Annotated in this window: 20 protein-coding genes; 5 read left to right on the plus strand and 15 right to left on the minus strand. The window is 45.6% G+C overall.

The genetic code is table 11. The features are described from left to right. Positions 1-15 precede the first annotated feature (15 nt). The 6 genes from MHI01_RS03695 to MHI01_RS03720 form a co-directional block, all read right to left on the minus strand. On the minus strand, positions 16-651 hold the full coding sequence (locus MHI01_RS03695; protein ID WP_101313763.1) for a YIP1 family protein: 636 nt from the start codon (positions 649-651) through the stop codon (positions 16-18). Further along, a complete protein-coding gene (locus tag MHI01_RS03700; RefSeq protein WP_076253037.1) occupies positions 635-2,098 on the minus strand; it encodes an NHL repeat-containing protein in 1,464 nt (487 codons plus the stop codon). The genes MHI01_RS03695 and MHI01_RS03700 overlap by 17 nt, the downstream gene beginning before the upstream one ends. 15 nt (positions 2,099-2,113) lie before the next feature. Then, a complete protein-coding gene (locus MHI01_RS03705; RefSeq protein ID WP_026081082.1) occupies positions 2,114-2,989 on the minus strand; it encodes a carbohydrate ABC transporter permease in 876 nt (291 codons plus the stop codon). A gap of 2 nt (positions 2,990-2,991) precedes the next feature. Continuing rightward, positions 2,992-3,948: a carbohydrate ABC transporter permease gene (locus MHI01_RS03710; protein WP_315372265.1), complete on the minus strand. Its 957-nt coding sequence runs from the start codon at positions 3,946-3,948 to the stop codon at positions 2,992-2,994. A 19-nt stretch (positions 3,949-3,967) separates the two neighbouring features. Further along, entirely contained in the window at positions 3,968-6,865 is a 2,898-nt protein-coding gene (locus MHI01_RS03715; RefSeq protein ID WP_340982553.1) for an extracellular solute-binding protein, read from the minus strand. Between the two features lie 105 nt (positions 6,866-6,970). Beyond that, positions 6,971-8,326, minus strand: a complete 1,356-nt coding sequence (locus MHI01_RS03720; protein WP_036615912.1) for an extracellular solute-binding protein — start codon at positions 8,324-8,326, stop codon at positions 6,971-6,973. 274 nt (positions 8,327-8,600) lie between these two features. On the opposite strand from MHI01_RS03720, the gene MHI01_RS03725 reads away from it, so the two are divergent. Further along, positions 8,601-9,368, plus strand: coding sequence for a helix-turn-helix domain-containing protein (locus MHI01_RS03725; protein WP_047842955.1), 768 nt, complete (start codon positions 8,601-8,603; stop codon positions 9,366-9,368). A gap of 124 nt (positions 9,369-9,492) precedes the next feature. Here MHI01_RS03725 and MHI01_RS03730 read toward each other — a convergent pair whose 3' ends face one another. From MHI01_RS03730 to MHI01_RS03750, 5 genes are all read right to left on the minus strand, one after another. Further along, on the minus strand, positions 9,493-11,118 hold the full coding sequence (locus MHI01_RS03730; protein ID WP_127548518.1) for a response regulator: 1,626 nt from the start codon (positions 11,116-11,118) through the stop codon (positions 9,493-9,495). Beyond that, entirely contained in the window at positions 11,103-12,869 is a 1,767-nt protein-coding gene (locus MHI01_RS03735) for a sensor histidine kinase (protein ID WP_445744918.1), read from the minus strand. The genes MHI01_RS03730 and MHI01_RS03735 overlap by 16 nt, the downstream gene beginning before the upstream one ends. Positions 12,870-12,917: 48 nt before the next feature. Further along, positions 12,918-14,663 carry an extracellular solute-binding protein gene (locus MHI01_RS03740; RefSeq protein ID WP_340982555.1) on the minus strand — a complete coding sequence of 582 codons (1,746 nt, stop codon included), beginning with the start codon at positions 14,661-14,663 and terminating at the stop codon, positions 12,918-12,920. A gap of 65 nt (positions 14,664-14,728) precedes the next feature. Beyond that, entirely contained in the window at positions 14,729-16,279 is a 1,551-nt protein-coding gene (locus MHI01_RS03745) for a glycoside hydrolase family 43 protein (RefSeq protein WP_340982556.1), read from the minus strand. Positions 16,280-16,286: 7 nt separating this feature from the next. Then, on the minus strand, positions 16,287-17,804 hold the full coding sequence (locus MHI01_RS03750) for a glycoside hydrolase family 43 protein (RefSeq protein ID WP_340982557.1): 1,518 nt from the start codon (positions 17,802-17,804) through the stop codon (positions 16,287-16,289). A gap of 162 nt (positions 17,805-17,966) precedes the next feature. Between MHI01_RS03750 and MHI01_RS03755 the strand changes: the two genes are divergently transcribed. Next, the gene (locus MHI01_RS03755) at positions 17,967-18,836 is read left to right on the plus strand and encodes an AraC family transcriptional regulator (protein ID WP_101313756.1); all 870 of its coding nucleotides are present in this window, start codon (positions 17,967-17,969) and stop codon (positions 18,834-18,836) included. 115 nt (positions 18,837-18,951) lie between these two features. Here MHI01_RS03755 and MHI01_RS03760 read toward each other — a convergent pair whose 3' ends face one another. From MHI01_RS03760 to MHI01_RS03775, 4 genes are all read right to left on the minus strand, one after another. Next, the gene (locus MHI01_RS03760) at positions 18,952-20,646 is read right to left on the minus strand and encodes an ABC transporter substrate-binding protein (protein ID WP_340982558.1); all 1,695 of its coding nucleotides are present in this window, start codon (positions 20,644-20,646) and stop codon (positions 18,952-18,954) included. Between the two features lie 275 nt (positions 20,647-20,921). Continuing rightward, positions 20,922-21,197 carry a barstar family protein gene (locus tag MHI01_RS03765; protein WP_340982559.1) on the minus strand — a complete coding sequence of 92 codons (276 nt, stop codon included), beginning with the start codon at positions 21,195-21,197 and terminating at the stop codon, positions 20,922-20,924. Positions 21,198-21,211: 14 nt separating this feature from the next. Then, positions 21,212-21,646, minus strand: coding sequence for a ribonuclease domain-containing protein (locus MHI01_RS03770; RefSeq protein WP_101313754.1), 435 nt, complete (start codon positions 21,644-21,646; stop codon positions 21,212-21,214). A gap of 257 nt (positions 21,647-21,903) precedes the next feature. Then, entirely contained in the window at positions 21,904-22,665 is a 762-nt protein-coding gene (locus MHI01_RS03775) for an alpha/beta hydrolase (RefSeq protein WP_340982560.1), read from the minus strand. A 138-nt stretch (positions 22,666-22,803) separates the two neighbouring features. Between MHI01_RS03775 and MHI01_RS03780 the strand changes: the two genes are divergently transcribed. The 3 genes from MHI01_RS03780 to MHI01_RS03790 all read left to right on the plus strand — a co-directional run bounded on the left by MHI01_RS03780 (position 22,804) and on the right by MHI01_RS03790 (position 25,715). Next, on the plus strand, positions 22,804-23,415 hold the full coding sequence (locus MHI01_RS03780; protein WP_282321444.1) for a TetR/AcrR family transcriptional regulator: 612 nt from the start codon (positions 22,804-22,806) through the stop codon (positions 23,413-23,415). A 27-nt stretch (positions 23,416-23,442) separates the two neighbouring features. Then, complete coding sequence (locus MHI01_RS03785) at positions 23,443-24,324, plus strand: AraC family transcriptional regulator (RefSeq protein WP_282321445.1); 882 nt, start codon at positions 23,443-23,445, stop codon at positions 24,322-24,324. A gap of 110 nt (positions 24,325-24,434) precedes the next feature. Beyond that, positions 24,435-25,715, plus strand: a complete 1,281-nt coding sequence (locus MHI01_RS03790; RefSeq protein WP_340982561.1) for a glycoside hydrolase family 27 protein — start codon at positions 24,435-24,437, stop codon at positions 25,713-25,715. Positions 25,716-25,735: the final 20 nt, after the last annotated feature.

Below are 25,735 nucleotides of genomic sequence, written 5' to 3' on the forward strand. Positions count from 1 at the left end.
CAAATTCCTCCTCCCTTAGCCCCGAAGCACTAATTCCTGATAGATGGTTACGACAAACGATACAATCTGCTGTACAAGACTGAAGAATAACAGGCACAGAAATGCCATAAACGCCATCGCTACAAGTGTCAGCAGCATCGTGAGCACCGTTTTGGCTGGTGTGTACTGATGAACCGTCATATTCCCCACAAATAACAGATATACCGTCCACGCAACGGCGAGTGCATTGGAGAAATAATAAAAGGCAGTTTCCTGCGCAGAGATCACAAGACTCAACCAGATCCATGGAAAATGAATGAGTAACAATGGTACCAGTGCAAAACACGTTGACATGAAAATCTCGGAGAACTTGCCTTCCCCGTCCATCAATGTGGTTAACGACCAGTTCGCCACACACCAAAACAGTACCGGTACAATGACATATAACATTTCGAGCAGACTGTTCAGGTACTTTGGATTACTGAGATTAATGAGAAAACCGCTGTACTGGGCATGCAAAATTTTGGTGATGACCAGAAGCACCAGGATCATGAAAGCAATCAGCAGTGAGTTTCTCTGGTTCCGTTCATACTTCAATTCCCAGTATCCGTCAAACGGATGAAAAATCAGATGCAGCGGGTACTGGTATAGTTGCTTACTTGATGCCTGCATTCGTAGTCCTCCTTTTCTGCCTGCGAACGATGATGACGGTGACAATCGCAGCGACAGCCAGGAATATACCGGACATCATCCATGAAAAATGCTCACGCATCAGCTCTTTGCGGTACAAAAGAAAAGCTTTGGAATACCCTTTGGGCTCCATGCTGCGCTTGAAATATTTCGCAGACTCGGCGTATTCCTTCTGACGAAGCAATGCTTTGCCAATTCCCGCATACGCATATTCCAAGTTAGCGTTCATCTCGGCAGCTTGGGCAAACAGCACCGAAGATTGATCTTCATCACCGTTATAGTAGCTGCGCACCGCTTCGTGGAGAGTACGTCCGTATTCAGTTGTTTGAAAGACAGTGATTTCACCCAGCGCTTTATCCAGAACTAACATCCGGTCTCCCGCACGTTCCAGGGCAACAGGTGTATTAAATTGGCCCAGCCGGTTCCCGATGCCCCCATAAATATGGAGCAGATATCCGTCTCCATTGTAGGTAAAGATTCGGCCCTTGCTGGAATCCAGTACGGAATACATGTCACTGTCACCCACATCCACATCAATCAGGCGGGATGGCCCTGCTTCCTGGGTATACAGCAAATCACCCTGCGGAGTCTGATAGCCTTCTCTGCGCAAAATGTCTGTACCCTGGGCATTCAGCTTCTTGACCGGATCTTTGCCGCGATCCCCGCTAGTGGCGTAGATGAAGCCCTCTTCATCCATATCCAGATTGGTAAATTCCGTTGGAGTGAACATCACCATCTGGCTCCGCTGCTCCCGTGTTGCAAACCGTTTCCAAAGATATTCCACCGGGTCCACCTGAACTCTGTTCGCTCCAATGAAGGAAGAGAACGTACCATCGGCGCTGAACTCCATGAATCCATCAAATACGCCTTCAGCCATGACGTAGATACGCTCCCCCTTGTCCATAACAATCCGCATCGGTTTAAACTGGAAGTCTTCTTTAAGCAGATCCGATTTTGGTTCAGACACGATCTTGACCAGCTTCCCCTGTTCATCCAGATGCACCACCCGGTGATTATCCGAATCAGCAACCAGCAGATGGCCTTTTTCCGTGACGTACAATCCCTGTGGATTTTTAAAATGATCTTCCTTGCCTTCCTGCTCAAATGAATCAATCGTCCGTACCAGCTTGAAGTTGCGATCCATCTCAATGATGCGGCCATTGCCCGAATCGAGCACAAAAACGTGCTGATTGGCGGTAACATGCATGTCACTTGGCTCTTTCATAGGAGTTGTGTTCAGCTTCTTGCCGGTGATAATGGTTGTTGCCTCATATGCCGCGGGTGAAGGAACTGCGTCACCCCAGAAGGAATAATGATACGCATCCGTTTTACCGTCTGCACTCACATAGGGCGCCTCTTGAACGAACAACAGGAGGCAGATCATGCCCATGATGATCGATTTACGTTTTTTCCATGTGCTTCTCCGCACCTCGCTGCCTCCTTTCTATTCTTTCATGCCCGAAGTGGCCATCGTCTGCATAACACTGCTCTGAGAGATGATAAACAGAGTGATCGGTACAATCATCAGCAGCAAGGCAACAGCCGCACCTACACCGGCCCTTGCAATCCCTCCCTGCACAATCTGACTGAGCGCATAATGTAGCGTTTTGAGATTTTCACTGTAGATGAAACTCCCGCCATCCGTTCCCCATAACGCTGGAAACTGCAGGATCATGAGCGTGAGCCATGCCGGCTTCACATTGGGCATCACAATGCTCCAGAATATCCGGTATTCATTGGCTCCGTCGATTTTGGCTGCCTCCAGCAAAGCATCAGGAATCTGCTCCATGAACTGTTTCATCAGGAAAAGTCCCAGCGAGAATGCTAGTGATGGCACAATAATGGACGCATGAGTGTTAATCCAGCCAAGCCAGGACATGACCATGTAGTTCGGAATCGCCGTAACATGCGGCGAGAACATCAGGGACAGAATGACAATGGTGAACAACACTTTGGAACCCGGAAAACGATATTTCGCCAGCGGATAAGCTGCTGCAGATGCAAGCAGGATATGCCCCGCTGTGCCAAGTATCGTAATGAGCAATGTGTTGGCAATATAGCGGGATAACGGCACCCACGAATTGCCCATGAGGTTGATCAGATCGGCAAAATTCTCCGTTGTCGGATTGTTAACCCAGAAGCGCGGCGGGAAAATAAACAGCTCATCCAGCGGCTTGAATGCATTGTTGACTGCATAGATGAGCGGAAGCACCATAAAGGAGCCGAACACGCCCAGCAATGCAAATAACATCAGGCTGACGGTAAATGACCGATTAAGCCTTTTTGGCATGCCAAACACGGCACGTACTTTGCTGGTCATCGTCATTCACCTATCTTTCTAAGCATTTTTTGCGTGAAAACGTTTGTACCCAGCATCAGGGCAAACAGAACCGTTGCGATGGCCGAGGCATAGCCCATCTCGAAACGAATGGTTCCGAAGTCCATCAGATGTGTGACAACTGTGTGTGCCGCATAGTTTACGCTCGGGAAACCTGCCAGTGCGATGGAGATCTCAGCTACGGCGAAGGAAGCGGTAATCTGCATTACCGCACCAAACATCAGCTGCGGTCTCATCGAAGGCAAGGTGATGTACCAGAGCTCTTGCCAGCGGTTTTTGATCCCGTCTACTGTTCCTGCTTCAACCAGAGAACGATCAATGGTTTGCAGTCCTGCAATAAAGGCCAGGAAGCTGGTTCCCAGGCTCAGCCACAGCTGTACAATAATGACGATTGCCAGTACATACTTCTCGTCTGCGAGCCATTGGATTGGTTCCAGTACGACGCCAAGGCGCATCAGGAAGCCGTTCATATACCCGTAGCTGTCACCCGAGAAGATGATCAGCCAGATGAAAAAGACGTTACCCGATATGGATGGGGCATAGAAAACCAGCGTCATGACCGCCCGAATTTTAGGAGACAGCTCATTGATGATCCACGCAAACAAAAAGCAGGCAATATAACTGAGAGGGCCTGTAATTACGGCAAAAAGCAGCGTGTTTTTGAGCGCGATCAGAAAGACGTCATCGTTCAGGAAAAGCCGGGCATAGTTCTGCCAGCCGACAAATCGCGGCAGCTCCAGCATATTGAAGTGAAAAAAGCTGAGCCCAAGTGAAATGCCGACCGGAATGACAGTAAACATGAAAAAAATCAGCATAAACGGTGCCATCAATACATAATAATGCCTGCTGAGATACAGATCCCGCTTCAATAGGGACCACCAGCCGACCTGGCGGGTATGGACGGCAGGAGCGGCGGCTGTCTTGGTAGTTTTAGCTTGCAACCGTTACCCTCCCTTTCCTCTATTTCAGATTAAATTCCTTGCGTTTCAACTCAATTTCATCATCAATGTACAAGACATAGTCCGATAAGGCTTCACGCGGATTTTCATTTGCATTGACCACCTTGCGGAAGGCGTTGTCCAGATGTCGTCCCGTGAAATAACCTCCAGGAAGCTGCGGGATTCCCTGTACCCATTCCCATTGCTTCTCGAGATTTTGATAATCCTTCACAGGCCAAGGCAATTGCTTCAAGGCTTCGATATTGGCCGTCGGGTAACGGGCAGCCGCTCCCATAAGACCTTCCATTTCTCTCCCGTATTCAATCTGGGTCTTCTCAGCAGTCCACCACTTCATGAACTTCCACGCCGCTTCCTTGTTGTCAGCATTTTCGAGCATCATCACCGCGCTCGTAGCGCTGGCCACTTCATGCCGTATGGACCCATCGGGAAGCTGTGTACCCGGAACAATCGTAAAGTCCCAGAGATTGCGGATTTCCGGAGCCATAACCGTCAGCATGTTATACGTGGTGTAATCAGCAATTCCGATCGGCATTTCCCCGGTACGGAAGCGGTTCGGAAAATCGGCTTTGAGCGGAAACTTGTAATTGGTATAAAATTGCGTCCAGCGCTTGAACGCGTCCATTGAAATCTCCGAATCCAGTGCACTTTTCTTCTGGTCTTCGGTGTAGAAAGTTCCGTCATTCTGATATAACAACATCGCAAAGGTTGAATTCGGAACCAGGTTGGCATTGTTCAGCGTATCCTCTATCGGCAGATAAAACTCCATGTTATGCTTCTGCAGCACGGCGATGGCGTTATATACGTCTTGCCACGTTTTTGGCGGTTCGAGGCCCAGTTCATTCAGGATATCTTTGCGGTAAAAGAGCATTGGAAAATGCTGTTGCTCCGGAAGGGCATATACCCCGTCGTTGTAGCGGTAAGGCGTCAATCCGCTTTCACGGAACCTGCCCGAAATTTCCTCGAAATCGGGGAACTGGCTCAGATCCGCTGTTGCATTCCTCATCGCATAGTTCACCGGAATGTCTTCGCCCATCTGCATGGCAACATCCGGTCCTTCCCCCGAGAGTGTTGCGGGCAGCAAAATATTCGGCGGAACGAGACGTAACTGCACAGATACATCCGTATCCGGGGTAAACGAATCGTCGATCATGCCTTTCAGTACTTGGGCCTGATCTCGTCCGGTTGTGATCCATACGGTGATGGCATCCTTTTTTTGTTCCACGTTACCAATGCTGTCGTAATCTTCGGTATACGAGGCAACATATGCGCCCAGTTCGTGCTTCACCTGCTGGACGGTGCTCGCTTCCGCTTTGGGCAACGATTCACCCGGCGGAGATACGACAAGGTAATCCAATGTAATCGGCTGTTCACGTACCGATAGAATCCATGTGCCGAGACCACCTACGTTAATTTTGAACGTATCCAGCCGTTTGGGAACCGTCTCTGGTCTGGCCGCCATATCTTCAAGCTGCAATACCATAGCGTGCAGTACGGCCACTTTGTCACTTTGCTCACCCGTGGCCTTTTCCAGGTAATCTGCAACGGAACGCAAGGTGTCAGCTTGTCTTTCAAACACCTCCGTCATCTCTGGAATACGCCGTTCCAGCTGGTAATCCCGTAGTGGATCCGGACTGTTGGAGGTGATCATTAATATTTTGCGATACATCTCATTCAGTTCCAGCACGCTGGATTCCACGGTCCGCAACAGCGGAGCGATGTCGCCAAGTGTAACCGTCATTCGGATTCGGTGTTTCCCTTTTTCAAGATGAAACTGATATGGCTGATCTTCTCCCGAACCCAAGACCTGAGTTTGCCAGGCCGGGCTGTAGTTAAATCGAATGCGTTTCATTTCCTTAAACGGAACTTCGCCGTTAATCGTCAGACTGCGGGTGGCATAGATGCCACGCAATTGATCCTGTTTCACCTTAAGCGCCAGTTGATACAGTCCGTCTTCAGGGACGTCAATTTCCCATTCAATCCATTCGCCCGGCAGTTTCCAGTTAATGCCCCCGATGGCGTTCATCCGAATTTTCGATACATTATAAGGCTCGAGTGAAGGACTTGATCGGTCCGAGATTGGTGCCAGTGTAGGAGATGATTTGCTAACAGCTTCCTCCCCCTGAACTTTCAGCATGACAGGAGCCGATTGTTTCAAGCCAAGTGAGGCATAGGTCTGCTCCAACTCTGCATAGGAAGGAACTTCGCTTTCTTGATACAGCTCGATATAATCGATCGCCATGCTTTCTCTTAATGAAGTGAGCGATAACTTTTGATTGCCTTTTTCAAAATAAAACTGAAACGGTTCCTCGAAGTACCCTGCGCTGTCCTTGAAGGAAGTCAGCTGCCATTCAGGCTGTTCCACTTGTCTTGGTCTAAGCTCGTTGCCACGATCGTCCTGCCGGACGTTATCCTCGCGATTCCCCCATACCCTGTCAAACAGAAGAATATCAGCCCCTCTGAACGGGACCTTACCATTAAGCTCAAGCCTGCGTTCGATCCCGGAGCTTTTGCCTTCTACGGGATAATAGTGAATGCGAATGTTGTACAAACCGCTCACTTGAACGGGAACATCCCAGCGAATGGTTCCAGTTTCCGGCGTAATTACGGCATTTCCGTCTAATCCGGCGTACCCTTGCACAACCTCAAATTCCCCATCCTCTGCCTGAACATAAGATTCGCCTTCGATGCGTACAATTCCATCCGGTTTGGCCGTATTGTCATGAGCAGTCAGATAATGCTCATAACTGAATGAATCCTCGGTTCCCGATACCGCCTCAAAGTCCTCAAGCGCATGTACCGTTCCCGGATTACGATCCCGCGATGGATATAGTGTCCATATGGAGAGCACCAAGGCCAGGACAAGCACCAGGATTAGTCCCTTTTTCTTACGTGACCGCATGTTTGAATGTATCCCCTTTCCTGTAAGCGTTGAGAGAACTGAACGATTGACTAACCCGGACAGACCGCACCTTCACTGGTGCGTTCTGCCCGTGTAACGTGATACTTATTTGTAAACCTCATCAATCGCAGCCTGGAAAGGAGCCTTGTATTTCTCGATCAGCGTAGATACGGATACCCCTTCTTTGAGTTCCCCATCAAAATCCCAGAACGGCAAGGACGGGAATGTGTTATGGTCGAGAACCAACATACCTTCCGCAACCTCTCTGGCGTTGTTGATATCTGCTTCATCGGTCAGATGTGTCTCCAGTGTGGATTGTCCCGGATACTCATAGATCGATTCGATCTCATTAATTTTCTCCCAGATGTACATCAGTTGTTCCGGATTCTCTACTGCTTTTGGAATCGTTATAGCTTGGTAACGTGACTCACCGGAGTGATACGCTGTTGCACTTGGACCTTTTGGAAACGGTACAAAACCAATATCGTAGTCCTTCATATCCGTCATAATACCTTCAACTTCGTACATGGCACCTGAATACATCAAGGTGTTGCCTTGACGGAAGAACGTGGATGGCTCTGTCCAATCGCCGCCCTCAGAAGCTCTACCGACCTTCTCGGTAGCCAGTTTGGACAGGAAGTTCAACGCTTCTTTCGTTTTTGGATCTTCCAGGTTCTGCTTATCCTCTTTGGTCAGAGAAGCCTCGTTGGAATACAGAATCGGTTCCAGCAAGCCCGTTTGAGCGAGTCCCCAAGTGTCTAGCTTGCCATCATTGTTTCGATCCTTGTTCGCTTGCTTGGCAACACTGATGAACGTATCCCAGTTCCATTCATCGGCATCCACATACTCCTGAAGTGGCTTCAAGCCGAGCTCTTGCATGAGTGTGCGATTATAGAAAATTCCGTTGATAAACGAGGACTGGTCCTCGGTAAAGCCGTAACCTTTGCCTTCATACTGCATGTATTCCTTGGTTGTTTTCTGGTTGAATACCTTGTCGTTTTTAATATAATCATCCACCGGCCATAACAGATCCTGTTTGGTCAATGCCGGAATGGCATAGTTTTTGCCCAGTCTCACCAGATCGCCAAGCGGTTCACCGGCCATCAGGGAAGCAACTACTTTTTCCTGATATTCACCAAAATCGATGGAAACATATTCAATATTAAAGTTGTGTTTTTTCTTCAGCGCTTCGAGATTCTCAAGGCGTTGAATGTTGTCCGGGTTATTCCCCTGTATTTCCATGTCCCACCAAGCAACAACCTTGATCGTTCTACCACCCATGTCAAAGTCCATTTCTGGCGTGGAGTTTTCATTCTTTGGCTCGGTTTCCGCGGGTTTTTGTTCCTCCTGTGGTGTTGTCTTTTCCGGCTCGGGTTGAGCGGTAGGTGCAGAACTGCATGCAGCAATCACCAACAAGACCGCAAATACCAGGCTCAGTAGCATGAACTTGTGTTTTCTCATCGTCTTCCCCCCTGATTGTCGTTTGCTATCACAGTGTATCGTTCAAATGAAAGCGCAAACAACCTGCCGAAATACAGATGTTTACCCGGACTGAATATAGATTTGCGTAATTTTGCACGAGCAAAGTGCGTTATAGGTTTTAATTGGTAAAGAAATGCACTGTCTACAAAAATATGCACATTGTATGCGCTTTCTTTTATTACCATAATGAAATTAAGTCAAATTTCAGTTAATCTAGCGCATTACAATTCAGCAGAAGGTGAGGTATTGCTTCATGTATGATATTTTACTTGTGGATTTCAGCCGTCGTTTGTGCGGAGAGTTGCAACAGATGTTGCTACGGAGCAAAGCTCAATATACTATCGCAAATTGTGTGTTCTCATCGGCCGAGGCTTTGACCGCATTGTCAGAACGAGACTTTTCCCTTGTTATGGTACATACAGAGAGGTTTGATACCGCGGGGCTCTGGTTATGCAATGACATCCGAAAAAAAAGTCAGATACCTATCCTCCTGATGGGTGGAAGAGATCACTTCAGGTTTGTACGCAAAGCCCTGACGTATCAGGTAAATGATTATCTCCCGTATCCTGTTAGTCCTTCTTCTTTACTTAACAGTCTGCATGGACTTAGATCCCACCTTGAAACCGACCCGGCACACAAAACGTCGTCGTTCTTCAAAACACCCGTTCAAATGAACGGTAAACCCATGCACTCCAGTCATGTTATTCGTATCGTTAAGGCCTATGTACGGGATCATCTGAGTGATGAAATCACGCTGAAGAAGATCTCTGACATGCTTCATTTTAACTGTGCGTACCTTGGACAGAAGTTCAAGCTGGAAGAGAAGATGTCTTTCAATGATTATATGCTCCAGCAACGTATGGAAAAGGCACAGCAGTTGTTGTCTTCCACGAATCTGCGAATATATGAGATTGCTATTGAGGTAGGTTATAAGGATATTGATTGGTTCTATAAAAAGTTCAAAGCGTATGCCGGATCGAGTCCCAATGCTTATAGAAGACAAAAAATCCACACGGCCTAAAGGTAAATCGCCGAATCGGTTTGTTTATCAATTAGATAATAACCACAAAAAAACGCAGGATGTATTCTACTTCCTGCGTTTTTTTGTGGTTGTTTGGGTTTGGTCAATTCCAGAGTATTCACCGTTAACGTACCAAAAGGGATTCCCGGTATTCTTGGGGAGTCATTCCCGTTATTTTCTTAAAAAGTCGGGTAAATGAATGGGCAGCCTCGTACCCCACTTGAAGTGCGACCTCACGCACCATAAGATTTGTGTTCTGAAGCAATTCTTTGGCTTTCCGTATTCGGCAGTCGTCAATGAACTCTGACACGTTTATTCCCATTTCCTGCTTAAAGAATCGCGACAGATAGGATGGATTAAAATGATGAAGTTCTGCCAGTCTCACCAGAGAGAGATCTTTCTCCAGGTTCTCCTTGACGTAACTGCATAAGGAATGAATGACAACGTTAGCGCGTTCCTGTTCATTTGATCTTTTGTAGCGGACTAATTCATCGGCAGCACGATATAGAAATTGTACTGCATCCTTCATGCAGGTATACTCCCCTAAGTGCAGCAAGCTTCTTTGATCCGGGATCTTCTGTTGAAGACCCCAACGATTAATCGTTGAATGCAATAATAAGGCCAGATTGTAGTATGTCTCCATGGCACGTTCCATCGTAATATCCTGTTGCATCAGTTCTCCTGCAAGCTCCTCAAATATATCGTAAAATGGCTGAATTCGTCCCGTTTCCAAATATCCTGACATAATCTCGATCCGGTTTGAGATCCGCATGGATTCTTTGGGTACATCAGATGAGAGATCATTACGATGGTCCGTGAGTACCATGGATACACCATCCCCAATTTTCATCCACTGGAGTAATCTCAGACGTTCATATTGTTTGGTTAACTCGGACCAATTGCAACTGCGACTACTTAATGAAAAAGCAATGGATACGCCGAGTGAGACCATGCATGCTTCCTGTACCAGTTCCAGTGTACCTTCTAGAAATCGCACAAGTTTATCATTTGTCATCTCTTCCTCCTGCTTCGGCTGAAGCAGCCAGATCGTATCCCCATAATGGTCCGTTACACTTGCGCACACTGTACGTTCATTCATCAGAGAAGAGCCGATAATGCGCACAGATTCTTGAACTTGTGTGAGGTCCGAACCTTTTTCTGGCAGATTATTGAACCGACCCAGTATTAGATAAACAGGCGAGTTGATCTGTAATCTTATATCTCGTTTGGATAATTCGTCCTGCATATGCATAGTAGAATCTATAACCGCTGTACAGTCTTGAAGTAACTTCCGTAAATACTCTTTTTGCTGTATCAGTGCAAGCTGCGAATTAACTTTATGAGAATGTTCCAACAACTCAACCATGCTGTGACTTTGCCGGATCTCTTCCATCACATCTTCTACAACAGACATCACCTTGTCATAACCTTCCGTTTTGAGCAAATAACGCACATTAGCCATCTGAAAAGCTTGATATGCATAATCAAAATCGCTATGTCCTGTCAGAAAAATGACGCGACAATTCGGCCAACTGGCTTGAATCCGCTCTGTCAGTTCCAACCCACTCATACCCGGCATACGGATGTCCGTTAGAACAATGTCAATTCTCGAACGTTGCATCCAGGACAATGCTTCTGTTGCAGAGTAGGCCTTACATACATCGAGCTGTTCGGGTATATGTCTGGCGAACGTTTCATAGAGACTATCCGTAATAATCTCCTCGTCATCTACAATCAAAAGTCGATACATTCGTTTTCCCCCTCTTTCCACTGGATTCGAATTGTGACTTTTAACCCTTGTAGTTCACTTCTGGATAGAAAAAGCCCACTTCCTTCTCCATACGTCAGGACCAGACGTCGATGAATATTTATTAACGCAGTCATTTCGTCTGTACCTCCGTCCTTATGCAAGCGTTGTTGAAGAGTTTGAATGTGTTGCTCTTCCAGCTCATTTCCATTATCCTCTACGGTGATCTCGGCATATGAACCTTCCATATTAAACCCAATAATTAGAAGACCGGAGTCCGTATTCTTTTCAAGGCTGTGTTCGTAGGCATTCTCAATAATAGGTTGAATAATGAGTCTGGGAACTTTAATATGTTCCATCTCAGCAGGTAGTGGCCCAAAATCAACTTTGATTCGTCTGGAGAATCGTAATTGTTGAATCTCTGTATAGATTCGTGAATGCTCAACTTCCACTTTCAACTTCACATGGTCTGTTTCATTCCGCGTAATGAACCTGAAATACTCTCCAAGCATGTTCGTGAATTGCTCAATACGTTCGGTTTCTCCTGTCCTTGCCAGTGAATTCAGAATAAAGAAGCTATTGTACAGAAAATGAGGATTAATCTGCGATTGAAGCTGTTTCAACTCGGCCCGCTGCATCATCAATGTTTTCTTAAAATCTCGATCGATAAGGGATTGAAGATTTTCAATCATTAGATTGAAACGGGTGTAGAGGAAGCCAAATTCATCCTTTCGGTTATGCGCAATGGGGACATCGAGCATGCCTCCCTCCATTTTTTTGAATCTTTTCACCAACAACAGCAACGGGATATGAATCAACTTGTAACTTGAATAGAGATACGCCGTGATGGCAACAAATGATGTAATTGCAAACAGCCAAGCCCAATGATAGAACTTGCTAAGTGGCTTGGTAACAATTGCCTCGGGTAGATATGTGGCTACAGATAGGCCCAGGGAGTCCATATGCAACTGACTAACATGGTACATGGTGTCCCCCACCTTCATCCGAAAGCCATCAAGTGTACCCTTTACACTGTGCTCACGGTAATTCGCGAGAATAACACTAGCTTGATGTTTATCTGTGATGGCATGCCCCGTTTTGTCCTCAATCAGAAACGTTGAACTCTCCGGGTACAAATTAAGCCGTGTGAGTTCATTCTGAAAATGGTATGTATCCAGCTCCACTTGAATGACAAAAAGCGGGGGTTCTCCTCTCGTACCTGTCAGCCTGACGGCACTTAAGTTCAAGGCGTCCTCTTTCACCGTGAAACGTGTACCTTTTCCTTGCATGCCTGAACTGAAATATAGATAAGAACTTTTATCGAAATCATCGATGCCTTGGATCGCGGATATACTCTTGCCTACAGAAGGGATATGTACATGAACGTTTTTGATATAAGCAGTGCTATTCTTGAATGAAGCGAGTCGTTCAGTCAGGTAATTTAATGTATCACGCCGCTCAACCTGATCCATCATGTCCCAGAGAATCGCCAGACGATTGAGTTTTCGATCCTCAACGATATCAAACTGCTGTAATTCCATCCATTCTATCTCTCTGTTCAATTCCACCACATATTGGTTCAACCGTCTTTCCGTTGACAACGATATCTCCTGGCTTGCATTGTCATAACTCCAATGATACAGATACACGCCAAGAAGAATAAGGGGGAGCACAAATACCAGATAGGTGATTATTAATCGCGCAAATATACTGTTAAACCATGATTTAGCAGGGATCTTGATCAATACATTCACCTCCAATGCCAAAGGCTGAGTGGGTTCCTTGTAATAATAAAGTGAACATTAGCGCTCCTTTGGCTTGCTGGCGCGAAACCACGCGTTAACCTCCGATGTGATCTGATCTCCCCCCAGCTTGCGCCAGTTCTCAACGAATTGATCAAACTCATCTATCGACCTGCCTAGAATAATGTTCATATAGGCTTCAAGCTGAAGATCCCGAAGAATAATTTGTCGATCAACCATCGTGTCCGTAATTCCGCCCGTAAATTGATCATAGAGAAGTTGGCCGTTCTTCTCGTAAGAATCTGCAATGCTAAAAGCACCCGAAGGCCCATAGGTTTGTTTCCAGCCCCAGCCGCTCTCTACATCTTCCAATTCATAGGCGACAATGCGTTTGTGAATGGCGAGAGCTTCATTCTGCAGAGCCGAGAAGTCTCCTGTACTTCTGGCATCACGAATTTGTTTGTATGCATCTATATTTTTATTACCGGGAAAAGGAGTTACCGGTGAAAGCATCCACACAGCTCGGGAGTCGTCATTGTAGTATGTTTCATACTGTGCCTGATCCCCCCAGTTGATGTCCAGATGCAGATTCATGAGCTTTACAACAACTTCCGGATTAGAGAACCCCTTTTTTACAGCAAAGTATTGCCCAGTGTTGGAACGTAGCGGTACGAACAGGCTCCGGTCCGACTTGGCAACAATGGGATATGCCTGCCATTCTACATCTATATCTGTTTCTTTATCACGGGTGCTCTGAAGCATAAAGGATGTCCACTGTTCGCCGTAAAGCATCCCTATTTTTCCATCTTGAACTAGACGAAACGCCTTGTTTCCACTTTTATAACCAAAATCCGGATCAAGTTGGCCTTCACGATACAACGTTTGCAGTACTTTCAGAGCCTCCCGAACTTCAGGCTGTATACCTCCATAAGTGAGGTTTCCTTCTGCATCTTTAACCCATATATTAGGGTAGGCACCGTAGCCAGACATGAACCCTGCAGCTCCCATAACTGGATCCCATAGATGGTTTGTTAGCGCAAGTCCATACGTATCATGCTCTCCGTTCCCGTCGGGGTCCTCCTCTGTAAACGCTTTCGAAACCTGGAGAAGCTCTTCCATCGTTTCAGGCGGCCGTAGCCCCAGTTGCTCCAACCAATCGGTTCTAATCCACAGGTACTGCGCTGTCTCAATGGAGGAAGATGATTCGGGAATAGCCATGAGTTTGCCATCAATGGTTGCCGCATCAAATGCGCCTCTTCCCTCCGCCTCCAATATACTCTTTGTAAGTGGGGAAGCATACTCTTGGTACACATGGGTTAAATCTTCGATCATTCCAGCATTGCTCAGTTGTCTAAGTTGATATGGATTAACTTTCACCACATCTGGAAAACGTCCTGCAGCGAGGGATACACCCAACTTCTGATTGTATACATCTCCATTAGCAGTCCAGTCATAGTGAATTTGAATACCTAGCTCTTTCTCGTACAAACGAGTCCAGCGATTATCCAGTATCGTCTCACCAGGTAACTGACTAATCATGCGCTCAAGGTCATCTCCGGTTTCCCTGACAAAAGAGACTACGACGGGAGGAGAATACTTTTCATACGTAGCGGGAAGTTGAATCTGCTGACCCTCTTGCTGCGGATGATGTTGTTTGGTATTACCTTCGGTATGACCTGCTGGTATGGATACAGCAAGGAACAGAATGAAGGTCCATCTTGTTATGTCCAGACATCTCTTATACATGACGACATGCCCCCAGTTCGGTTTGAACAACTCTCTTCTCTCTGTCAACTTTGAATCCATATCATTGTACAACAACTTGTACTCATTGAATACGAAAAGCCGCCGTTGGGCGGCTTTTCGTATTTTTATTGTTTCTCATCAGGATTAATTACGCGATATTCGAAATTCGAAAAGTCAGCTGTTCCCCCAGCTATTTCAGTTGAATATACAAACAACCCCGTTCGGCAACCCATAAAATGATCCAGTTTATATATCATTTTGTGGACAATCCCTATATCTCTCCATTCAACCCCATCGAAATAGGCAAAAGAGCACTCATCCAGATTGTTCTCAAAATTTCCGAATGCTTTTAGTTTAACTACTGGATCTGATACCGGGATACGTTCATGTTCAGTGGCTGGCTTCTGGTCGATCAGATTGCCAAATATGGTGGAATCCTCACTATCTCTGGCATGCATGACCAAGTAAAACTTGTTATCCTGCTTCGTAAGAGCGATCATACCGTACGAACCGATCAGAAAGCACAACCCGGCATAATCCCCATCATTCAGCCGACTGCCGTCAAGCGTGACTATTGTTTCGCAAGCGGGCCCCATTGAACGCTGGGTTAGTGTGTTGACCGCAAACGTCAGATTTGGGCTGATCTGTCCCGTTCGAACACGATACACTCCCGGTTTCTCTGTAACGGACCAGAGTTCATGATTAGGTGTATGATTCCATTGCCAAAAATCACGGAGGCGAATGTTTCCATCTTCTTCGGGTTCATAATTGAAACTGTCGCTACCCACTAACGGATTATAACGGTGCTCTGGTCTCGTGCTTGGGATATCAATCTGCTTCGGCGCTTTACTTGCAAACACGGGTATACCTTGATCAAAGTGTAGCGGAACCAAAACAGGAACCCGGCCAACAGCCCCATGATCCTGAAACAGCATTGCATACCAGTCTCCATCCGGCGTATCCACGATACCGCCCTGAGCAACACCTGAATTGAAATAATCCATATCGTCATTGAATACTTCTCCACCAGTGAAGACATCTTCGAGAGAGTCTGCCATATAAAACGCCTGTGTTCTCCGTCCGGAAGCTTTCGTGATATGAATCAGGAACACAATATATTTACCATTGATCTTATAAAAATGTGCTCCTTCATAACCAAGGTGATGAGGCTGCTCGTCTTTTACAATCAAGCGATGCACTCCACCAGGTTTGGGCCCGGACAGATCAGAGCTTAATTCGGTCAGATAGATCTCGGTATTACCGTACACGAGATAGGCTCGTTCATCATCGTCAAAAAATAAGGAGCAATCATGGTAGAACCCTTCCACGATCTGTTTCTTCCACACTCCCGAGATGGAGGTCGACGTATACAAGTATGTCTTACGGGTATCATTCGCAACAAAGATCACATAGAACATTCCTTGATGATAGCGGAGTGATGCAGCCCACATGCCTTTACTATAAACGTGATGACCATCCACCAGCCGTTGTGCAGGTGTATCGTCCAATGTGTCGTATACATATGTGGCTACTTCCCAATGGATCAGATCATATGAACGCAGGATGACACATCCCGGCATCATATGCATGGTTGTACTGACCATATAATATGAGTCATCTACACGAATAACATCAAGATCCGGGTAATCGGCCCAAATAATCGGATTCGGATACATGCTTTAATTACACCTCATTTTGTCTATTAAACTTCCATTCTCTTAAAAGGATGGTTGGGCTATCTGTTGAACTTTTAAGCTTAATATACAAGTCTTGCACACCTTTCGCACCCGTAACATTAGTTGTTAGTTCCATCCATTGAAGAGATTCGGTTGCAGGTGGAACAATGATTTCTCCAATTAACAGTCCGTCTGTACGATCAAGTCGAAGTTCTAACGTACCTTCGGTTCCTTGATTCGCAATCGTGGCTGTGAAGGTTGTAGGTCCTTCACTTTCAAAGTCCACCTTAGATATAGCTATCCAGCTGTCATTTTGCAGCTTAGCGGAAATCCTATTCGAATCTGATGAAGACAGCTCACCAGAGTCAAGATTTTGCTCTGTTGATACTCCGCTACTCCATCCAATCGTCGAACCGCTTACATGTTGATAGGGATCGAAGCACTTGATTTGATCTACGCCCTGATAATCGGCATGTACCTTATTGATCTTACCCGTGCCCTCATCATGCTCGACTCGATTCAGATGTGTTGAACGGTAACCTTCGGGGATATTCATGGCTTGGCATAATGTTTGGGCATGATAGGCAATGTACCACTGATCTGCCAGTTGAAATATAGCGTGGTGGTTGTTGCCGCCAATGTCAAAGAAGTGTCCAGGATTCTGGAGTAGCGTGCCTTGATATGTCCATGGCCCCATTGGTTGAACGCTGGTCATATATGCAATTTCACCAGGTGGTGGGCTGCCCACTGGCCGATCACCCTCAACAAAATTGGAACAATACGTATAGTAGTAACTATTATTATATTTATGTATCCCTGAACTTTCAAACATATAAGGTGCCTGAATAACCTTCGCTTTGCCAACAACGCTGATCATATCGTCTCCCAATCGCATAACTCTTGCCGTATCCGGTTTTTCTGCTTTTCCGTGTGGAATACCACCACCAAAGTAAAGGTAGGCTTGATGATCATCATCTACAATGACAGCCGGATCGAATAACCAGGTTACTTCCTCCACTCCCGGAGTCTCTCTTGTAATAAGTGCTTTGCCTATAGGGTCTATCCATGGACCAACAGGTGTTGGTGCAGACAATACACCAATTCCACTGGCATTGTTGGCGAAATAAAGAAAGAAACAGTCCTTTCCATCCAAGATTCGATGAGCAGCTGCCGGGGCCCAGGATTGCGAAGCCCATGTTGCTGCGCCTTGAGGTCCAGCAACTCTGATCTCTCCATGATCGGTCCAGTTGATTAAGTCATCCGAAGAAATGACCGTAATCCGGTTGATTGAACTGTAGCTGTTTTTCTGAGGAAGACCGTCCTTATCATATTCCAACTTATCACTAGTCATATATAAGTAAACTCGATTGTTAAATACTAAAGCATAGGGATCGGCTCCAAATTTGTGGGCCACCAAAGGGTTACCATTGGGACGAAGCTTTCCAATCTCCCCTGGAATACTCTCCAGATTGGCAGATTGGTCTTGCTTTTGCTCACCAGCATGTGGTGTAGAATGATGATTCATCAAAAGAATCCCCCTATAATCGTTTTTAGTTGTTCTTTTTACAAGAAAGCGTTTGCAATACAAAAGGTATCATGATAGGATGATTACATTTTAAGGTAAGCTGAGTACAATTTCATTGCGTTAACCGCTCTATTTATTGCGTGAAATGACGGGAGGTACTTCATGAATGGATCCTCTGAGTGTTTTTATGATCCCATCCAGCCTGAGCTCTTATATCTACACAGTGTAACGACGTATAAGCTGGAAACGATCTATCATCGCCATAATGCATACGAGATCTACCTGTTTCTTCGTGGTAACGTTCACTTTTATGTAGAAAATCGATGTTACCATGTACAGCCTGGCGATCTGCTTGTGATGTCACCCGAGGAGATGCACCGAGCCTTTATTCTGGATGAATCTGAGTATGAGCGAATTACAATCAATCTCAAAAAAACATATCTGTTTCAGCTTTCCACACCATCAACCAATCTATCGTCATGTTTTGATCATCGCCCCAAAGGAACAGGCAACATCGTACATTTAGACGACGATAACTTGAAGCAGATGCTGCAATGTACAAACGAACTGGAAGGATTGCTTGCTTCCGATGCGTATGGCACCGATATCAAAATAAATGCAGCCGTAGCCCAATTGTTGGTCATGATTAACGTCTGGTTTCATAACAATTCCTTTGTTCCCAATGACATTATGCCTGAACTAGTTCGTGAAACCATGGATTATATTGAAACACATCTAAATCAAGACATTACACTTCGCAAACTTGCCGAAGTGTTCTACATGAACAGTACTTATATCAGCCGCCAGTTCAAAAAGCATACTGGATTGACCATCCGTTCCTACATTTTGGGTCGTCGTATTGAACGGGCCAAATTCCACCTGTCAGAAGGAATGAGTATTACGGATGCATGCTTTCAATCGGGCTTTAGTGACTATGCCAATTTTATTCGCAGTTTTACCAAAATGGTTGGCATCTCCCCCGGTAGATATATCAAACAAAGACGTGATGCAATGGAAGCTTTGCCAAAATAATGACAAGCTCATTCAATGTAAACTAAAAAACATCAAGCCATCCTTCATGGCTTGATGTTTTTTAGTTCTTGATATACTTCGGATCTGCAAACAACTCATTATTATTATACGCCAGTTAATTGATCTCTTTACCCGTCCACAATCGAACGCGATCTTTAATCCACTCCGTATACTGCTGTTCCATGGCTACTGCACCTGCATTATCAAGTTCGGTAATCATATTGTCGTATATGTCTTCAAAGGCACTCGGAGAGGATGTAATCGCTTCGGCGATCCGTTTCTGAATAATATCCTGCGTTTTCTGATACACAACGTTATAATCCCCGCTATCCGAAGGAATCGGCATATTGTAAGCAGCACCCCACTCTTTCACCGGAAACTCCTTTTCGGAAGGGAACAAGTCCTTCCATGTGGTGATGCCATAGCCTTTCAAAGCTTCTTTTTCCTCATCGGAATAACTTTGCTGAATCTGTTCAGGATAATTCGTTGTATAGTAGTTATCCGTTGAATCTTTGACGCCATCCCCGTAATGAGCACCAAAAATGTAATACAAGCCTACTCCGGTTTCTTTGGTGAATGTGTTATTGTCTTTGTTTTTACGTTCCTGTATATCGGCTGGGATGGTGCGAACACCGTCTTCCACGTTATATTGCTCGCCTTCAACGCCCCAGTTTCTCAATACTTGCCCTTCTTCAGAAGACATCCAGTCCAAAAATTTAATAGCCCGGACAGGATCTTCACAATCTACAGTTATGCCAATGCCATAACCGTCAAAGCCAATATTCTGGAAGTCTTTCCGCTGAAAGTTGTCATCTAGCGTGACCGGATAGAATCCGTAGGTCATGTCGTCTTTCCCTGCACTTTTCAAAGCATTTTCCGCATCACTGAATCCCCAGCTTGGATCAAGCAAGGATAACACGCGACCACTGGCGATTTTGGACTTATACTGGTCATCCTTCTGAACAAAACTGTCCTTGTCCAGCAAGCCTTCATTGTACATCTTGTTCAACCACTGGAAATATTCCTTCTCCTCGGGACGTTTGTAATGCAGAACGGCTTCGTAGGTGTCCGGATTGATGAAATATTCACCATCTCCAGGTCCTCCAGTAGACATGACAGCGGGATCAGTAACAGTGATCATTCGCCGCCATCCATCTGCACTAAGCGTCAGCGGAATTGTGGGTTGGCCATCATCTGTGGTCGGATGTTTCTCGTAATATTCACGTAGCACATTTTCGAAATCGTTTAAGGTTTTGATCTCAGGATACCCGAGTTCCTTGACTACACGATGTTGAATGGCAGTACCATTCGTCGCATCAAAGCTGACCTGATCGATCGCACCATTCGTTGGAATCCAATAGATTGAAGGATCGTCATTGCTGTATTTCAACCGATTGAAGTGCTCACCGTAGATCTTTTTCAAGTTGGGGGCGTGTTCTTCGATCAGATCCGTCAGATCAATCATTGCCCCGGCATCAACGAGTCTGGTCAAGTTACCTTTGGGGAAAATCAAATCCGGATAATCACCGCTTGCAGCCATCAAGGAAATACGGTCGTTTCCGCCTCCGCTCGAAATATCAAATTCAGCATCAATGCTTACACCGGTTTCTTCCGTAATTTTTTTCCCTACCGCATCCTGCATTTTGTTCCAGTTGGGACTTGCATCTGCGCCGAAGAAGGTAAATGTGATCGGGCTGTTGGTGTCACTCGTATTTGATTCGGAATTCTCTCCAGCATTTCCGCAACCGGCGGAAACTAACACAACACTTGTTACGAGACATGCTCCTAGCACTTTTGATACGGCTCTCATTATTTTTCTGCCCCCTAAATGATGTTAGTCGTAATAACCAATCCAGACATTACGATGGTTCACTTTGAGATAGTATACGCTTACATATTCAACCGTTAGTAAACGACTACAACCCTGCCTACCCTATTCCATGTTTAAAGTATAAGGAAGTCTGATCACCCCAACCTTGATTATTAAGCCATGAAAATAGCATGATCTAGACATGAGTCTCAGTAAAAATGTGAAGACCAAAAAAGCGATGGTTGCCCATCGCCTCATAAAACCAAACCTACTTTTCAAAAATATAGTTCTAACGTAAATCCTTGGATTTCTGCTTCAACTTCCCGCAACAATTCCATGACTTGATCAGCGTATTCTCCAAGAATTTCTTTACTTTTCTCGAAGCCAATCCATTGAAAAGTAAGCGGCATGCTTACAGCCCCAGTTAAGACATCCCATAGTGCGTCCAAATTGCCTCCATAACTTTCGTCTAACTCAAGCTGGTTCTGCAAAATTTGATGAAGCTCTTCCTTGCTGTGAAAGTCGTTTCCGTTAATCTGAATGATGCTCATATCATTTCCTCCGTTTATTTTAACTGTTCAAATGACTTGTAATGATCTGTCGTCTGGTAGATTAGACCGTCATTCGAGTATAGAATTCGGTCGCTTCCGCGCCGTCCTCCTGAGTAATTTATATCGGCTTCGTACCAAATCCGGCCTTTTTTGTTGGGGAGTAATCCTTCCCGGTTCCTGAACACGTCGCCGCCGATGCTTTTGCCTGGAGCGACTTCTCGCAGGTTACCTTCGCTTGGTTCCCATCCCAGATCTCTGGCCTCTTTCTTGGTAATGTAATTTGGTGGGAGTTCATTGTGTTCCGAGATATAATTGGCAACCTCATCAAATCCCATATCCTCCGAAACTTGAGGTGATCCGAGATCACGCAAAGACTCTGACGTACAACCTGAGAACAATAATGCAGCGAGGATGATCACTAACGTGTAAGCAAATTTTCTGAAAAACATAATCTTTTCTCCTTTTGATGTTCTTGCTCTTGCTGTCTTCCGTTTTGGTGCTATTTCGATGACAATGCTTCTAATGTTAACGATTTGTGGTAATTAAAGCAATTCTGTAAGCCTATTATGGAGTTGAAATTCAATCAATTAAAGCTGTTGCCTTGCTCCATTGAAGCATTATTTTTATTCTACAACAAAAAAAGCCGCTAAAATAGCGACTTTAATCGTACCACGATCATTACCATTCAACACATTCATTTAATAGTTTAATTTAATGTATCCATCCAGTTCTCTAGGGCTACAACAACCTCTTCCAACTGCTTATCTTCCGTAATGGCAGGCTGATTATCTCCTTTTTGCATGCCGTATGAGCCAAATTGACCGTGATTTCCACCCTCAATACTCACATATGTCGTGTCTTCCGGAAGATTTGCTTTGGAGTTCTCCCAGTCTTCCCAGTTAAGCACTCCGTCATCCGAGCCTGTAATCTGTAAGATAGACAAGTCCGTATTCTTTACGCTCCCTCCTTCATCTGCATAAGAAGCCAAGAAAAAGACTCCTTCCAACTTCTCATTGTGCTCCGTAGCATACCGTGATGCAAATGACCCTCCCAACGAATGGCCACCAATAACAAACGCTTCGTCAGGATGTTCCTCGATAAAGGAATCAGCCTTGTTCTGACCGAAAATCGCCAAGTTTATTGGCATGTTCGCGATATATACGCGGTGACCCTGTTCTGCCATTTCTCTGGCAAGTGGAGAATAACTTTCAGGTTCAACCAGACCACCTGGATAAAAAATAAGATTCGGTTTGGTTATCTCTGTACCCACGGGTTCAAATCGGTAACCGTCCTTAATCTTGGCGACAATAACCTGAGCATCACTTGTCATCGCCGTTTCAGCTCGCTCAGTCGGACTATACGTAACCGAATTGAGATATACGTAAACGCCGGCCACGATGATAACAATGGACAAGATGGTCCACATAATTATTTTCTTCCATTTGTTAGTACGTTGTGCTGTTTTCAACCTTAAAACCACCTTAGTATGAGGATAATGATATGCCTTTTTTAACTCTTCATAATTATACTTACCGGTAAGTATAATTACAAGATGATTTTGCTTACTATCGTTATTTGTCATAAAATATTCATGGAGGGAAGTCCAATGACAGAAAAATCACCCAAACGATTGCCTGGAAGACCCAAACATGGCAACGATGATATCTCAATTCAGCAAACCATTATTCAAACCGCTTCACAGTTATTCATGGAGTATGGCTACGAAACAGTCACGCTTCAGCAAATTGGCAAAACATGTAGCGTGTCAAAACCAACCATTTATTATCATTTCACCAGCAAACCCGAGCTTTTTAAGGTTGCCTTTACAACGATGTTACAGAATGTGAGCCGGTTAACCTCGCATATCCTTGATCAAGCCGAGAATCTGGAGTCGGGGCTTGTGCGTCTGGCAGAGGCCAGACTGGGAAATCCACATGCGGAGATTGAAACCATGCTCAGAGAAGCTGAGCCTTTTCTTGAACCAGCTCAAATTCAGGATATACGCAACGCGGAGCATCAGATTCATGAAGTGTTAGCCTCCCATTTCCAACGGGCAATGGATGAAAACGGACTGCGAACGGACGATCCATTTTTCCTCGCAGAGACTTTCTCGACATTGATGTTAATGGGTAACCGGGAAGATAACCTGCATAAATATGGTTCCAATCTTTCATTAGGCCAAAAGCTAGTAGATATTTTCATTCGCGGAGCGCAGTAAAAATTCAGGGCAACAAGGAGAGCTGACATGAATATCCCTAGAGGAACCTATGGGTTTCGATTCGCGGAAGACAAGGAGCTCCAATTGTGTGTACTGTATGCGGCTGGATGTGATTCAATAACCGATCCTTCTTATCATTGGGATGGACTCGAACGTTCGGACGGGCCTCTTCTGTTATTCCAATATACAGTCTCGGGTGAAGGTGTATTTGAGTCGAATAATCGCATTCATCATGTTACCGCAGGACAAGCTTTTTTGGCAGAAATTCCAGGGCCACATCGCTATTACTACCATTCAGTATCAAAAGAACCTTGGGAGTTTCTGTTCCTGCTTTTCAGGCCCACTCTTATTCTGCCCCATTGGAGAAAATTTCTTCGTGAAGCGGGAGAAGTTCCCTATCTTCCCGCTGATTGTACACCCATCCGACTGTTGCGGATGATCGTGACTGATGCGGCGGCAGGCAGAATCACTGATCCTCTGATCGCATCATCCAGCGTATATCAGTTCATGACAGAATTGACTCGATTACAGAAAACAACATTGCACAACAGGGAGAATTGGTCTGAAAACATTCAAATAGCCGTTGAATACATAGAAAACAACTACTCCAAGATGATCAGTATCGATCACCTAGCGGAGCATGTTTCCCTTTCCAAATATCACTTTATACGTCGCTTTTCCTCCAGTACGGGTTTGACGCCTGGTTCTTATCTAACCCGTGTACGTACCGAGAAAGCAATGGAACTGCTGCGCAGAACTTCTCTTAGCATTGAAGTCATCGCCGAGCAAGTTGGGTATTCCAGCGGAAGTTATTTTATCAAAGCCTTTCGCAGCATAACAGGCGTTACGCCAGGTGAATTTCGTAGTGGCGGAGAAAGCCTTGTGTACCGTAAATTGTTCTTCGACTAACCGCGCAATATTTTGCTATTCGACACTCAACATTACTATAGATATTAATAAAATCCTTTATTATGATGAATTGAGCGAGAGCAATAATTAATCCATAAAGGAGCATTCCCATGAATCATACACTTGCAGCATCAACTCCACCGCTTGGCTGGAACAGCTGGGATTGTTACGGCGCAGCCGTTACGGAAGACGAAATTCGTGGCAACGCCGAGTACATGGCAGAACATCTTAAAGACTTCGGCTGGAGCTATATTACGGTCGACATTCAATGGTACGAGCCTTTGGCCAATTCTTCGCAATATCGTCCGTTCGTTCCACTCATCATGGATGAATATTCGCGACTTATGCCTGCCGAGAATCGGTTTCCCTCCGCTGCAGGTGGACAGGGATTCAAGCCATTATCCGACTACGTTCATAGTCTGGGGCTGCAATTCGGCATTCACATCATGCGTGGTATTCCACGTCAAGCTGCACATGCGGCTACTCCGATTCTGGGAACAACCGCCACTGCGCGCGATATTGCTCATCCTAACTCCATCTGTCCGTGGAATACAGATATGTATGGTGTTGATAGCTCAAAAGAAGGCGCACAAGCCTACTACGATTCGCTTTTTGAACTGTATGCACAATGGGGCGTTGACTTGGTGAAGGTTGACGATATTGCTGCTTCAAGGCTCTATGACACCCATCAGCCTGAGATCGAAATGATATCCAAAGCGATTGAGCGCTCCGGTCGGCCCATGGTACTAAGTCTCTCTCCTGGCCCTGCTCCAGTAGAATACTCAGAATTCTTGGCTGATCATGCCAACATGTGGCGTGTCACGGACGACTTCTGGGACCTCTGGCCACTGTTATTGGATATGTTCGACCGCTGCCGGACGTGGCAGAGCGTTCCCAAAGCAGGCTGCTGGCCAGACTGTGATATGTTGCCTTTGGGTCATATCGGTATCCGTTCTGTAGACGGTGGTGGAGCAGATCGCTGGACTCGGTTCACACCTGACGAGCAGTTGACGATGATGTCACTGTGGAGCATCTTCCGTTCCCCGCTCATCTTTGGTGGTGAACTGCGAGATAACGATGACTGGACACTATCCCTGCTAACTAATCGTGAGGTTCTGCGAATGCATCGCGAGAGTTACGGAGCCAGAGAAGCCTTACGCAAAGAAGATCTTATTGTGTGGACTGCCCAGCATGCGGATGGTTCCTCTTACGTCGCTGTGTTTAACATCGGCGAGAATGCTCTACCTGTGGATCTGTCCATTGATGAGGTCGGACTGTCCGGCATTACCGAAGGTACCGAATTGTGGAGCCAAGAAGCAGCTCAATTAACAGAGAATTCCTTAGTTACTACTGTACCTGTGCACGGTGTGCGTCTCTATCGGTTTTCCTAAGCTTGCAAAAGAAAAAGAGA

It is taken from the genome of Paenibacillus sp. FSL M7-0656 (genome assembly GCF_038003225.1).
GTDB lineage: Bacteria > Bacillota > Bacilli > Paenibacillales > Paenibacillaceae > Paenibacillus > Paenibacillus amylolyticus.